Raw genomic sequence first — 13,497 nt, 5'->3', positions numbered from 1 at the left:
AGTGATTCACGACTTCAAGGCGCTTTTCGAAGGGGTATTTTGGCTTTGACATATCAGGGACTATTCCATTTCATCGTCCAACAAAATGGGTGCAGTACATACGGCGCAGTACTTATACTCCGGCGTTTTGGTTATCGGGCTTAAGTTCTCCGTCACCAGTTCGTTACAGGCGCCAATCCACCACTGGTAGGTCATGTACACCGCCCCTTTGTTGGGACGATCGCTGACCTGCGCACGGGTAATGATCCTGCCTTTACGCGAGTTCACCCATACCAGCGCTTCGTCTTCAATGCCAAGACGTTCAGCGTCGGCGGTGTTGATCTGTGCATAACCTGGCTCATCCGCCAGCGCTGCCAGCGCCGCGCAGTTGCCGGTCATCGAACGACAGGAGTAGTGGCCCACTTCACGCACGGTGGAAAGCACCATTGGATACTCATCAGTGAGTTTATCAATGGGGGCAACCCAGTCGCAGGTGAAGAACTGTGCCAGCCCATTTGGGGTGTCGAATTTCTCTTTAAAGAGATACGACGTGCCCTGGTCGGCCTCAGACTCATCCCGGCACGGCCACTGGATATACCCCAGTTCACCCATTTTTTCATAGGTTGCACCGTAGAAGTCCGGACACAGATGCCGCAACTCGTCCCAGATCTCCTGAGTGTTGTTGTAGTGCATCGGATAACCCATGCGGGTGGCAATTTCGCTGATGATTTGCCAGTCGGTTTTCAGATCCCACTTCGGCTCCACCGCTTTAAAGAAGCGCTGGAAGCCACGGTCTGCCGCCGTGTAAACCCCTTCATGCTCGCCCCAGGACGTTGACGGTAAAATCACATCCGCCGCTGCCGCGGTTTTGGTCATAAAGATGTCCTGAACAATCACCAGCTCCAGATCCTCAAACCCTTTACGCACTGCAGAGAGCTCGGCGTCGGTCTGGAGAGGATCTTCGCCCATGATGTAAGCCGCCCGCACTTCACCATGTGCCGCCCGGTGCGGCAGCTCGCTGATGCGATACCCGGTGTGCTCTGGCAAACTTTCCACGCCCCACGCTTTGGCAAACTTCGCGCGGTTTTCCGGGAACTTCACGTACTGATAGCCCGGATAGGTGTCCGGCAGCGCACCCATATCGCAGGCACCCTGCACGTTGTTCTGACCGCGTACCGGGTTCACCCCGACGTGTGCCTTGCCAAGGTTGCCGGTCAGCATGGCGAGGCTGGTCAGGGAACGCACGGTTTCCACGCCCTGATAGAACTGGGTCACGCCCATGCCCCACAGAATGGCGGCGGTTTTCGCTCCGGCGTACATCCTTGCTGCCTGACGGATCTCCTGCGCGCTGACGCCGGTGATCGCTTCGACAGATTCTGGCGTATAGCCTTCGATAATTTTCCGATACTCTTCAAAACCTTCCGTACGGGTGGCGACGAACGCCTGGTCGTAGAGGTTCTCCTCAATAATGACGTGCCCCATGGCGTTCAACAGCGCGATGTTCGAGCCGTTTTTCAACGCGATGTGCATATCTGCAATACGAGCCGTTTCGATTTTGCGCGGATCGCAGACGATGATTTTCGCCCCGTTCTGTTTGGCGCGAATAACGTGGTTCGCGACAATCGGGTGAGAATCCGCCGGGTTATAGCCGAAGATAAAGACGAGATCGGTGTTGTCTATCTCGTTAATTGCATTACTCATTGCGCCGTTTCCGACCGACTGGTGCAGACCTGCAACCGATGGGCCGTGTCAGACGCGAGCGCAGCAGTCGACGTTATTGGTTCCAATAACGGCGCGCGCGAATTTTTGCATTACATAGTTGGTTTCGTTACCCGTCCCGCGTGATGACCCGGTGGTCTGGATCGCATCCGGGCCATATTTAGCCTTAATGGCGCTCAGGCGGGTGGCGACGTAGTCCAGCGCCTCGTTCCACGAGACGGCTTCCAACTTGCCACCGCGTTCACGGCGGATCATGGGGGTTTTCAGGCGCGGGGTGAGAATTTGGGTATCGTTAATAAAATCCCAGCCGTAGTACCCTTTCAGGCACAGCGTGCCCTGGTTGGTTTTCCCCTGTGCGGCCTCCGCCCGGACGATTTTGCCGTTATCGACCACCAGGTGGATCTTGCAACCTGAGGCACAATAAGGGCAAACCGTGACGACTTTTTTCATCAGTCTGCTCCAGTTAATCATTTCGCAGCCATAATGCAGCTTTTATGCCATGTTTTTAGTGTGGGTATCACTCGACTTTACGGGTGTTTTCCTGGCAAAACCCTGACGAAAAGCAGGCAATCGTCAAAATTGACGTGTCGAAAAGGCAGCGGATGTGACATGGGTTGTAATTCCGTCACGTAAAAATCCATTTGGCTGGAGCCGACGGCAGAATAGTTCAGACTTAACATAATCCCCTGACGGAAGCATGCGATGAAACCGGCGATTCTGGTGGTTGATGACGATACGGCAGTGTGCGAGCTGCTGCAGGATGTGCTCAGCGAGCACGTCTTTACGGTGCTCGTCTGCCATAACGGACAGGACGCACTGAACCGGGTTCATCAGGAACCGGGAATTGCCCTGGTCCTGCTGGACATGATGCTGCCGGATATCAACGGCCTGCAGGTCCTGCTGCAGTTGCAAAAGCAACGCCCGGATCTGCCGGTAGTGATGCTTACCGGGCTGGGGAGTGAGTCTGACGTGGTGGTAGGGCTGGAGATGGGTGCCGACGACTACATTGGCAAACCGTTTAATCCGCGTGTGGTGGTCGCCCGGGTTAAAGCCGTGCTCAGGCGTACCGGAGCGCTGGCGGCCGACACGCCCGCGCCACGAGTGGCGGGCATTGCTTTTAATGGCTGGACGCTGGATACCACCCGCTGCGAACTGATCGATCCGCAGCGTAACCCCGTACCGTTGACCCAGGGTGAATACGGCCTGCTGCTGGCGCTTACCCAGAATGCCCGCCGGGTACTGAGCCGCGAGCAGCTGCTTGAGCTGACCCACAGCGAAAGTGCCGATGTGTTTGACCGCACCATCGACGTGTTGATCATGCGCCTGCGCCGGAAAATCGAAGCCAATCCGCACCAGCCCGCATTAATCAAAACGATCCGCGGGCTGGGCTACGTCTTTGCCGCCGATGTCTGTCATCCCGATCGGGCGGCATAAGTGCTTACGTTATGGCAGCGACAATAAGCGCGGCGAAAATCGCCGTGATGACCAGGTACTTCAGTGCGTAATAGAGCTTCCGATTGCGCTTTTTCAGACGCTGACCGCGTTCTCGCCCGGCGTGCACATATTTGAAGATACGGTTAATTCCCCCGGTGCGGTCGTTATCGTCATTGGGGGAGCTGGCCGCTGACATCAGCGTTGTCCCGACCCAGTGGTTAACCGCCTGCGCCCAGCGCCATTTCATCGGACGTTCGATATCGCAGAAGAGAATAATCCGCGTGTGATCCGATTTATTCTCCGCCCAGTGCACGTAAGTTTCATCAAAGATGACAGCCTCACCGTCACGCCAGCTGTGGCGCTGCTGGTCAACCTCTATAAAGCAGCGATCGTCATTTGGCGTGACCAGGCCTAAATGGTAACGAACCGAGCCGGCGTAAGGATCGCGATGCTTGCCGAGCTTCGCGCCCGCCGGGAGTTCGGCAAACATTGCCGCTTTCACGGATGGGATCTCACTCACCAGTTGTGTCGTAACGGGGCACAGGGTCTGAGCCGAGGGATGCGCATCGGCATACCATTTGAGGTAAAACCGTTTCCAGCCGCGTTTAAAGAAGGTGTTAAAACCGGCATCGTTATGATTTTGTGCCGCCTTAATATGATCCTGCAAACGCAGCGCCTCTTCGCGAATGACCTCCCAGTTTTCCGTCAGTTTGTTTAATTCCGGAAAGCGCTCGGTTTCAAAAAAGGGCTGTCTGGCGGGCAGCGAAGAGAACGCCGTCATAAACATATTGATAGGCGCCATAAAGGTGGAGTGGTCGAAAAGTTGACGGGAAAGCGTCTGTTTTTCTTTGCCGCGCGAATGCGCATAAATAACACTGATAATAAATATAGCGATGATAATTGCTGCGAACATTTTTCCTTGTCCTCTGTATCTCTCATTTCGGAAAAGCGTGTGGGCAATATGTTGCCCACGCCGAATGTGCCAGACGCAGAGAGTGTAGTTCGGCTATGCAAAATTCATAGAACTGTAATCAAAAATCGCAATTTTTGTTAATTTAGGCGCTGCTCTCCTGAATAAAGCGCGTCAATTCCTCCAGCGTTTTTGCTCCATCAATGGCATTCGCGGCCAGCAGGCTTGCCCGGGCGCAGGCATGCGCCAGGTAAATACTCTCTGCCAGCGGCAGTGATTCATGACAGCCATATAAGAAACCGGCACAAAAGGCGTCGCCCGCGCCGACGCTGCCAATAATCTCCTCCTGAGTCAGCCTCCATGAGGGGATCCAGCGTCCTTCTTCGTTTGCGGCTTCTCCCCAGGCACCTTCCGGGCAGTGGATCACCACCCGTTGCCGGACGCCTGCCGCCAGCAGCTGCGCGGCGGCTTCAGCGATGTGGGCAACGTGCGGTGCGTCGTTGCCGTCGCGCATCTCAAGGCCGCTAAATTCTCCGGCTTCCAGTTCGTTAATGACCAGATAATCGAGATGACGCAGGGCAGGGAGGACCAGCGGCTGATAGCGCGGATCGCCCTTGCGGGAGACCAGATCAAGCGAGGTTTCATACCCCTGTTCGCGCATCTGCGCCAGCAGCCGTGCGCTACGGGTGCCGTATTCGTCATCTGGCATATCCAGACTGTCGAGCAGCAGCAGGTAGCCGAGGTGGAAGATTTTCATTGTGCCGTCGAGACGGTCAAACGCGGGGAGATCCAGCAGGCGGTTGGCCCCGGGAGAGTGGAAAAAGGTGCGCTGTCCGCTGGGGTCGGTCATCACCTGCGACATGGAGGTTGGCGCAAAGGTGGTGCGCTGTACGCGCTGCCGATTGACGTGATACTGGTCGAGCATTGCCAGAATGTAGTCCCCGTCGCTGTCTTCGCCAATCAGCCCCACCGCCTGCAGCGGCAGGCCGACGTGCATTTTCGCCAGCGTCAGCAGGACGTTGAGCGGCGCGCCGCCGGTGGAACGCTCGCTGTGGGTAATTTCTGCCAGCCAGCCGCGTTCCGGCCATTGCACGATCTGGTGAACGTGATCCACCAGCATATTGCCCGCGGCGATGATCCCTTTGCGTTCCATTATGCCTGCCCCGCGCTGCCAAAGATGCGCATCTGTTCGGCGACCGTATCGGTAATCGCCTCTTCTATGCCCAGCAGCAGCTCGGCAAACTCATCGTACAGCGGCTGGCGGTGGGCCATACGCTGCTCAACGGCGGAAAGCGCGGCCTGGGACATGCCGGTATAGAAGTTGATTTTATGAATACCAAGTTCTATGGCGCGACGAAAATCAGCATCGCTGATCCCGGAGCCGCCGTGCAGCACCAGTGGCAGCCCGGTCTGCTGGCGAATGGCGTCCAGACGGGGGAAATCGAGCTTTGGCTCGCCCTTGTATTTGCCGTGTGCGTTGCCAATGGCGACGGCCAGCGCGTCAATGCCGGTTGAATCGACAAATTCCCGTGCCAGCTGCGGGTCGGTAAAGTACGCTTCATCCGCATGGCCGTAGAGCGCCCCGCCTTCATCGCCACCGACGGCACCTAACTCTGCCTCCACCGACACGCCCACCGCGTGACACATCTTCACCACTTCACGCGTCTGACGAATATTCTCCTCGTAGCTCAGTGTCGAGCCATCGAACATCACGGAGCTGAACCCTAAGCGCAGGGCGCGCACCACGGCGTCAAAGTGCAGGCCGTGGTCGAGGTTGAGTACCACGGGGATCGCGTGGCGGGCGGCTTCGTACTTAACCGCTTCGACAAGCGACTCCAGCGACACGTATTTAAAATGCACTTCGGCGATGTTGATGATAAAAGGCGAGCGCTCCTGCTTCGCCGCGGCAAACAGGGCGCGCAGGAAGTGGGTGTCGAGAACGTTGAACGCGCCCAGCGCGTAGCGATGTTGCCTGGCGTGCGCAAGACCGTCGGCAAGAGAAATCAATGGCATCATTTACCCCTTATATCCGAAACAGGTTGTACTCGTTGCACAGTACCAGCACCGCCGGTTCGTCTTCTTCGATGTTGTTATAGCGGGCAACGGGCTGCAAAAAGTGGTTGTCGTGTTCATCGTCATTGACCGATGACACTTCGCCCACCAGCACGTCGCCAAAACCGCGTTCACCCCAGAAACTGTGGTACAGGCCGGGCGTCAGACAGATGCTCTCCCCTGGTGTAAGGCGCAGCTGGCTGCCGGGGGCGTGGGTCTGCTGGCAACCGTCTATCGTGACGGTGACGTCAGTGTTTTCGGTCTCTGCATGTGCACCGGCATTCCATAACTCAATAATGAGATTTCCACCGCCGCGGTTGATGATGTCCTCCCGTTTGCGCCAGTGAAAATGCATGGGCGTGAGCTGACCGTCGCGTACGTGCATGATTTTTTCGGCGTAGCATTTTTCATACGGCGTGCCGTTTGGTGAGCCGTTGCGCAGGGTAAACAGCGTGAGCCCCTGCGCGGCAAAGCTGCTGCCGCCAAAGGCCGTTACGTCCCAACCGAGCTTAAGGTCAAACACTTCCTGCCAGGCGGCCTGATCGAGCTGTTGCCATTTTGTGGGTGGGAAGCTGGCAAAAGGGGGGAGATGCACGTCGTGCATGGAGAAAAACTGCCGCGTGTGGCCGAGGATTTCGTTGATTTCGGAGCGTTTCATGGGGACTCCTTGTGTTTTTTGTCGGCCCAGTCCCCTCTCCCTGTGGGAGAGGGTTAGGGTGAGGGCATCGGGCCGCGCAATTGTTACTTAACCGTCCACCCCTTATACGTGCCGACGTTCTTTTTATCGATCATCGTCACCGGGATCAGCACAGGCTCTTTCGGTGCCGGTTTGCCCTGTAGAATGTCATAGCCGATCTCAACCGCTTTTGCCGCCATGACCTGCGGATCTTGTGCCGGCGTCGCCACAAACAGGGAGTTTTCCCGCTTCAGGGCTTCTTCGCCGTCCGGGCTACCGTCCACACCAACGATAAAGAACTCGTTGCGTTGCGCTTGCTTCGCCGCCAGATCGGCACCGATCGCGGTCGGATCGTTAATCGCGAAGACGCCATCGATCTTCGGATTGGCCGCCAGCAGCGAGGTCATGACTTCCAGGCCCCCTTCGCGGCTGCCCTTGGCGTTCTGGTTATCGGAGAGCACTTTGATATCCGGGTGTTTTTTGAACTCTGTCTGGCAACCTTCCACACGGTTCTGGACGGCAGAGACCGGCGGTCCGTTGATGATCACCACATTGCCTTTGCCGTTCAGGCGGTCGGTGATGTACTTACAGGCCATTTCGCCCGCCTGGGTGTTATCGGAGGTGATCGTCGCGTCTGCACCTTCTGCCGCCACGTCAACCGCGACCACCACGATCCCGGCCTCTTTCGCGCGTTTCACCGCCGGGCCGATCCCTTTAGAATCTGCGGCGTTGAGGATGATCATGTCCACTTTGGCGGCAATAAAGTTGTCGATCTGCGCCACCTGCTGGCCCAGATCGTACCCGCTGGAGACCAGCGTCACTTTGACGTTATCCCCCGCCAGCTTGCGCGCCTCCAGCTCGGCACCTTTGGTGATCTGCACGAAGAACGGGTTGGCCAGGTCACCCACCGTTACGCCGATGGACTTCAGATCTTTCGCCTGCGCAAACGGTGTTGCGGCAAGCAGCGCGCCAGCACAGAGCGCGGTCACTAAGGGCTTCAATCTCATGCTCTCTTCCTCACGTAGGGTATTGTTGTTAAGCACTTTGATGGTGTCGGGTACGGTATTTGTCGATCAGCACCGCAATGATGATCACCGCCCCTTTGATCACCAGTTGCCAGAAGTAGGAGACGCCCATCAGCGTCATGCCGTTGTTGAGAGTGGCGATAATCAGCGCCCCCACCAGCGTGCCGGTGATCGTGCCGATCCCGCCAACGAAGCTGGTGCCGCCGAGGATCACCGCCGCAATCGCATCCAGCTCGTAACCCATGCCCAGGTTTCCGTTGGCGCTGTAGAGGCGCGACGCGCTCATCACACCGCCTAACCCGGAGAGCAGGCCGCTCATGCCATACACAAACAGCAACACCAGCCAGACTTTGATGCCCGTTAAGCGTGCCGCCTGCATGTTGCCGCCTACCGCATAGATGTGAACGCCAAGCGTAGTGCGACGCAGGATAAACCAGCACACCACAATCACCGCCAGGGCAATCACCACCAGCCACGGCACGGGGCCAAGATAGTTATTGCCTATCCACTCAAAATTGATGTTCGAGTTAATCACCGTCGTGCCATCGGCCAACAGGTACGCTGCGCCCCGCAGAGCCGTGTAGGTGCCGAGGGTGACAATAAACGGCGGTAGTCCGGCAAAGGCCACCAGCGCGCCGTTGAACAGCCCCAGCACCAGTCCGAGCATCAGCGCGGCGGGAATAGAGAGCCCGGCGAATTCCGGTATTAACGACACCACCATCGCGGCGACAGCCGTGGTACCCAGAATAGACCCGACGGAGAGGTCAATCCCCCCGGTCAGGATGATGAAGGTCATCCCTGCCGCCAGCACGATGTTGATCGACGCCTGTCGGGTAATGTTGAGCAGGTTGCTTTCGGTAAAGAAGTTAGGGGCGATAAAGCCAAAAACCGCCACGATCAGGATGAGAATGGGCAAAATGCCGACCGTTTGCATCAGATCGCTCATCAGCATTTTTTTGGCGGAGGCAGATTTTGCCACCTGCTGCGGATGGGTTGGAGTTGTCATAGTTGCACCGCCTGATGATGTGAGTCGTTCACGCCGGTTGCCAGCGTCATGATGTTTTCCTGAGAGATGTCGTGTCCGTGGAGCTCCCCGGCGATGCTGCCTTCACGCATGACATAGACGCGGTCGCTCATGCCCACCACTTCCGGCAGTTCGCTGGAGATCATCAAAATCGCCACGCCCTTGCGCGCCATCTGGTTCATGATGCGGTAGATTTCGCTTTTTGCGCCGACATCGACACCGCGCGTCGGTTCGTCGAGGATCAGAATACGCGGACCAATCGCCACCCAGCGGGAGATCAGCAATTTCTGCTGATTACCGCCTGACAGACCGCCCGCGCGGACCTGTGCGTGAGGCACGCGGATATTCAGCAGGGCGATGGCATCGTCAGAAATGGACTGCGCTTTTTTGCGGTTAAGCATGCCGAAGGTGGCGTCGCGCTCCAGCGTCGCCATGGTGATGTTCTCCTGCGCCGCCAGCTCCAGGAACAGCCCCTGCTCCTTGCGGTTCTCGGTAAGAAAACCGATCCCGTTTTCAATGGCCGCGCGCGGGGAGTGGATCACCACCGGCTCGCCGTCCACTTCAATCATTCCGCCCGTGGCTTTACGTACGCCAAAGATGAGCTGTGCCAGCTCGGAGCGACCGGCACCGACCAGCCCCGCCAGGCCGACGATTTCCCCTGAGCGCACCTGCAGGCTGCAGGGTTGGACTTTTTTACCGTCGGTGAGGTGATGCACGTTAAGACGCGGGCTGCCGAGCGGAATATCGCGCTCTTTGTTGAACAGATCGCTTAAGGGGCGACCCACCATCATTTTCACCAGCTCAGACGCGTTCAGTTTGTCGCGCGTCAGGCTACCAACGTATTGCCCGTCACGCAGGACGCTGACCCGGTCAGAGAGTTCGTACACTTCCGCCATGCGGTGGCTGATATAGATGATCGCCATCCCTTCATCCCGCAGGCGCAGGATCAGCTCAAACAGACGATGGGTTTCACGCGAGGAGAGGGCGGCAGTGGGTTCATCCATCACCAGAATGCGGCTGTTACGGTGCAGCGCGCGGGCGATTTCCACCTGCTGTTGTTCAGCGATAGTCAGCTTCATCACCAGGTCGGTGGCGTTGAAGTTTGCACCCAGACGGTCGATGACCGCCTGAGCCTGGGCGGCCATCTCTTTACGCTGCACCAGTCCTCCGCGCGAGAGTTCGCTGCCAAGAAAGATGTTTTCCGCAACCGTCAGGTTGGGGGCGAGTTGCATCTCCTGATAGATCAGGGTAATGCCTGCGGCCAGCGCATCCTTCGGGCCTTTAATGTGATACGGCTGACCGTCAATCAGGATCTCGCCTCTGGTCGCGGTGTAGGCGCCCGCGAGGATCTTCATCAGCGTGCTTTTTCCCGCGCCGTTTTCACCCATCAGCGCGTGGATCTCACCGGGAAAGACCGTCAAATCCACACCCTTGAGCGCGTGGAAGTTGCCAAACGTTTTGGCAATGCTGCGCATCTCCAGTACCGGGGTTCTGCTCATGGCGGATCTCCTATGAAGGTTGATATCTGCACTTCATCACAGGTGCGTAAATGCAAAATGTCAGAAGCCGTTCATATTTGTCATAGTTATGAATAGCTAATCGCCGTCACATTTCTCTTTTCCCTCTGCCTGTGGGAGAGGGCCAGGGTGAGGGCACCCATTTGCAGAGGAGCCCAATCCCATGCCATCACGCTCGCCGTTCTTCGCCAGTGCCCGCGGTCGTCTGCTGATCTTTAATCTGTTGGTGGTGGCGGTGACGCTGATGGTCAGTGGTGTGGCGGTGCTGGGTTTTCGGCATGCCAGCCAGATCCAGGAACAGGTACAACAGCAGACGCTGGATGACATGACCGGCAGCATGAATCTCGCCCGCGATACCGCCAGCGTGGCAACCGCGGCGGTACGGCTTTCGCAGGTGGTGGGGGCGCTGGAATACAAAGGAGAGGCCGAGAGGCTGAAGCAGACCCAAATGGCGCTGCGGCACTCGCTGGAACAGCTCGCAGATGCGCCCTTAGCGCAGCAGGAGCCGGGGCTGGTGGCGCGCATTATTCGTCGCAGTAATGAGTTACAGCAAAGCGTGACGGGCATGCTGGAGCGCGGACAGCGGCGCCATCTGCAGCGTAACGCGCTGCTTAGCTCGCTGTATCAAAGCCAGAGCTATTTACGCCATCTGCAGGATATTAACCGTCGGTTTGGCAGCAACATCCCGGATGCGCAGCAGCTTGCGGAAATGGACAGGCTGATTCTCGCCGCCATCGATACCCCCTCACCGCGCGCCACCCTACAGCAGCTGGACGCCGTTACCGCAACGTTGCCCCAGCGCGCGACGCAGCCCGTGGTGAATCTTGTTCTGCCCGATTTCAACGACGAGCTACGCAGGCTTGCCCCGCTGTCAAAGCAGCTTGAAGAGAGCGACCTGGCGATAAGCTGGTATATGTTCCACATCAAGGCGCTGGTGGCGATATTAAACAGCGATATCAATCAGTACGTTGAGCAGGTGGCGGAGGCTTCCCGGCTGCGTACGGCTCAGAGTCATCAGGAGCTGCGGTCCATCAGCGTGTTTATCAGCATATTCGCCGTACTGGCGCTGATCATCACCGGTTGCGCCTGCTGGTATATCTACCGCAATCTGGGCTCCAACCTGACGGCGATCTCCCGGGCGATGTCGCGTCTTGCCCATGGCGAGCAGGACGTTTCGGTGCCCGCGCTGCAGCGGCGTGATGAGCTGGGAGAGCTGGCTCGCGCGTTTAACGTCTTTGCCCGCAATACCGCCTCGCTGGAGCACACCACCCGTCTGCTGAAAGAGAAAACCTCCCAGATGGAGATCGACCGCATCGAGCGTCAGGGACTGGAGGAGGCGCTGCTGCACAGCCAGAAGATGAAGGCCGTTGGTCAACTGACGGGCGGGCTGGCACATGATTTCAACAACCTGCTGGCGGTGATAATCGGTAGCCTGGAGCTGACCGATCCCGACTCCAGTGATGCCCCACGTATCGCCCGCGCGCTCAATGCCGCCGAGCGCGGTGCGTTGCTGACCCAGCGTCTGCTGGCTTTTTCCCGCAAGCAATCCCTGACTCCGCATGCGGTAGAGATGAAACCGCTGCTGGAGAATCTCAGAGAGCTGATGCGCCACTCCTTGCCCGCCACCCTGAGCCTGGAGATAGAGGCTCAATCCCCGGCCTGGCCGGCGTGGATTGACGTTGGCCAGCTCGAAAACGCCATTATCAACCTGGTGATGAACGCCCGCGACGCGATGGAGGGGCAGACGGGCGTGATTAAGATCCGCACGTGGAATCAGCGCGTCACCCGCAGTGACGGGCGCAGGCAGGATATGGTGGCGCTGGAGGTGATCGACCGCGGCAGCGGTATGACGCAGGAGGTCAAATCCCGGGTGTTCGAGCCGTTCTTCACCACCAAGCAGACCGGCAGTGGCAGTGGGTTAGGGCTGTCGATGGTGTACGGTTTTGTGCGTCAGTCCGGCGGCCGCGTCGAAATTGAAAGCGCGCCGGGACAAGGCACCACCGTGCGGCTCCATCTGCCGCGCTCAACGCTGCCCGTCGTCCCTGAAGATGAAACGCACTCTGCCACCGCATCCGCTGAAAACGAACGGCTGGTGCTGGTCCTGGAAGATGAGGCCGATGTTCGTCAGACCCTGTGCGAGCAACTGCATCAGCTTGGCTACCTGACCCTTGAAGCGGAAAGCGGTGAGCAGGCACTGAACATGCTGGCGGCCTCGCCGGATATCGGCATGTTTATCAGTGATCTGATGCTGCCGGGCAGCCTGAGCGGGGCGGAGGTGATTAACCACGTGCGCAGCCACTACCCGCAACTGCCGGTGTTGTTGATCAGCGGTCAGGATTTACGTCCGACGCACAATCCACAACTGCCGGATGTAGCGCTACTGCGCAAACCGTTTACCCGCGTACAGCTGGCGCAGGCGCTGCGGAAAATCAGCGCTTAAACAGCGAATTTAGGATTTCATCAAGAGCCTGAGTAAAGTCGGCGATGCTAATCTGCGCAAAATTTAGCGGATTAAGATATAAAGGGAATTATGCCGGTACTCACAAGAGGGGACTCACAAATGATCGTGATGCCTACAACGTACAGCCCGAATACGGTTGCCAGGTCATTTACGCTCGTAGATGAATTTGAACTCTCCGGTCGGGTGTTACATGTCATTTATGATAGCCAGACGCCCCGGGCTGCAATTATTGAAGCAGATATCGAAACCTTTGATGGCGTTCCCCGGCATCGGGTTGTTGCTGCTCTGGATTTACAGCATAAAGCCCATCTGGGAAAGGACATTATCGCAGTCGAACGATGCTGGGAAGATACTCGCGTTGTCCAGGTAGAAGGCATTTGCGTCGATCCTGCCGAACGAGACAAAGGGCTGGCGACTCGTCTCTATGAAGCGTTGGTCTTACATTGCGGCGTGACCTTAATCAGCGACTTCGAGCAATATGAGGGTGGAAAGATGCTCTGGCAGAAAATAGCCCGTGAATCCGACCAAATCGCTGTTTTTGTACTCGACACAGAGCAGGGAGCATTCTGGCCTTATGATGGCAGCAAGGTGATATATGACGGTAGACTGGCCCCCTGAATCTCCAGACAGTTGGTATCACTTAAGTTAGTGATAGTCTTAATACTAGTTTTTAGACTAGTCGTTGGAGTCCGAATGATTG

At 57.4% G+C, this 13,497-nt stretch carries 9 protein-coding genes and 2 pseudogenes; 3 read left to right on the top strand and 8 right to left on the bottom strand.

What is annotated here, in order from left to right; genetic code table 11:
- Positions 1-84: 84 nt before the first annotated feature.
- Positions 85-2,148, bottom strand: a pseudogene (fdhF, locus tag ACMWKA_RS25020) (formate dehydrogenase subunit alpha); the annotation flags it as partial.
- A 252-nt stretch (positions 2,149-2,400) separates the two neighbouring features.
- On the opposite strand from fdhF, the gene ACMWKA_RS25015 reads away from it, so the two are divergent.
- The gene (locus ACMWKA_RS25015) at positions 2,401-3,132 is read left to right on the top strand and encodes a response regulator (RefSeq protein ID WP_013095088.1); all 732 of its coding nucleotides are present in this window, start codon (positions 2,401-2,403) and stop codon (positions 3,130-3,132) included.
- Positions 3,133-3,136: 4 nt separating this feature from the next.
- Here the strand turns inward: ACMWKA_RS25015 and lpxO are convergent, their stop codons facing one another.
- From lpxO to ACMWKA_RS24980, 7 genes are all read right to left on the bottom strand, one after another.
- Positions 3,137-4,045 carry a lipid A hydroxylase LpxO gene (lpxO, locus tag ACMWKA_RS25010; protein WP_023622256.1) on the bottom strand — a complete coding sequence of 303 codons (909 nt, stop codon included), beginning with the start codon at positions 4,043-4,045 and terminating at the stop codon, positions 3,137-3,139.
- 142 nt (positions 4,046-4,187) lie between these two features.
- Positions 4,188-5,195 carry a carbohydrate kinase family protein gene (locus ACMWKA_RS25005; protein WP_047351897.1) on the bottom strand — a complete coding sequence of 336 codons (1,008 nt, stop codon included), beginning with the start codon at positions 5,193-5,195 and terminating at the stop codon, positions 4,188-4,190.
- On the bottom strand, positions 5,195-6,055 hold the full coding sequence (locus tag ACMWKA_RS25000) for a ketose 1,6-bisphosphate aldolase (RefSeq protein ID WP_047351896.1): 861 nt from the start codon (positions 6,053-6,055) through the stop codon (positions 5,195-5,197). The genes ACMWKA_RS25005 and ACMWKA_RS25000 overlap by 1 nt, the downstream gene beginning before the upstream one ends.
- 10 nt (positions 6,056-6,065) lie before the next feature.
- A complete protein-coding gene (locus tag ACMWKA_RS24995) occupies positions 6,066-6,752 on the bottom strand; it encodes a D-lyxose/D-mannose family sugar isomerase (protein ID WP_013095092.1) in 687 nt (228 codons plus the stop codon).
- Positions 6,753-6,835: 83 nt separating this feature from the next.
- Complete coding sequence (locus tag ACMWKA_RS24990) at positions 6,836-7,777, bottom strand: ABC transporter substrate-binding protein (RefSeq protein ID WP_013095094.1); 942 nt, start codon at positions 7,775-7,777, stop codon at positions 6,836-6,838.
- Between the two features lie 28 nt (positions 7,778-7,805).
- Positions 7,806-8,801 (bottom strand): ABC transporter permease subunit, encoded by a 996-nt coding sequence (locus ACMWKA_RS24985; protein WP_013095095.1) that lies wholly within the window; start codon positions 8,799-8,801, stop codon positions 7,806-7,808.
- Positions 8,798-10,318: a sugar ABC transporter ATP-binding protein gene (locus ACMWKA_RS24980; protein WP_214453349.1), complete on the bottom strand. Its 1,521-nt coding sequence runs from the start codon at positions 10,316-10,318 to the stop codon at positions 8,798-8,800. The genes ACMWKA_RS24985 and ACMWKA_RS24980 overlap by 4 nt, the downstream gene beginning before the upstream one ends.
- 181 nt (positions 10,319-10,499) lie before the next feature.
- On the opposite strand from ACMWKA_RS24980, the gene ACMWKA_RS24975 reads away from it, so the two are divergent.
- Together ACMWKA_RS24975 and ACMWKA_RS24970 are read left to right on the top strand one after the other, a co-directional pair.
- The gene (locus tag ACMWKA_RS24975; protein ID WP_013095097.1) at positions 10,500-12,776 is read left to right on the top strand and encodes a hybrid sensor histidine kinase/response regulator; all 2,277 of its coding nucleotides are present in this window, start codon (positions 10,500-10,502) and stop codon (positions 12,774-12,776) included.
- Between the two features lie 120 nt (positions 12,777-12,896).
- Positions 12,897-13,412: pseudogene (locus ACMWKA_RS24970) on the top strand (GNAT family N-acetyltransferase); the annotation flags it as partial.
- Positions 13,413-13,497 lie beyond the last annotated feature (85 nt).

Source organism: Enterobacter sp. 03-F-07-AD-ECC, from assembly GCF_047530935.1.
In the GTDB taxonomy this organism is placed as follows: domain Bacteria; phylum Pseudomonadota; class Gammaproteobacteria; order Enterobacterales; family Enterobacteriaceae; genus Enterobacter; species Enterobacter cloacae.
The sequence above is the reverse complement of the archived record's forward strand: the minus strand, read 5'-3'. Positions and strand labels throughout refer to the sequence as shown.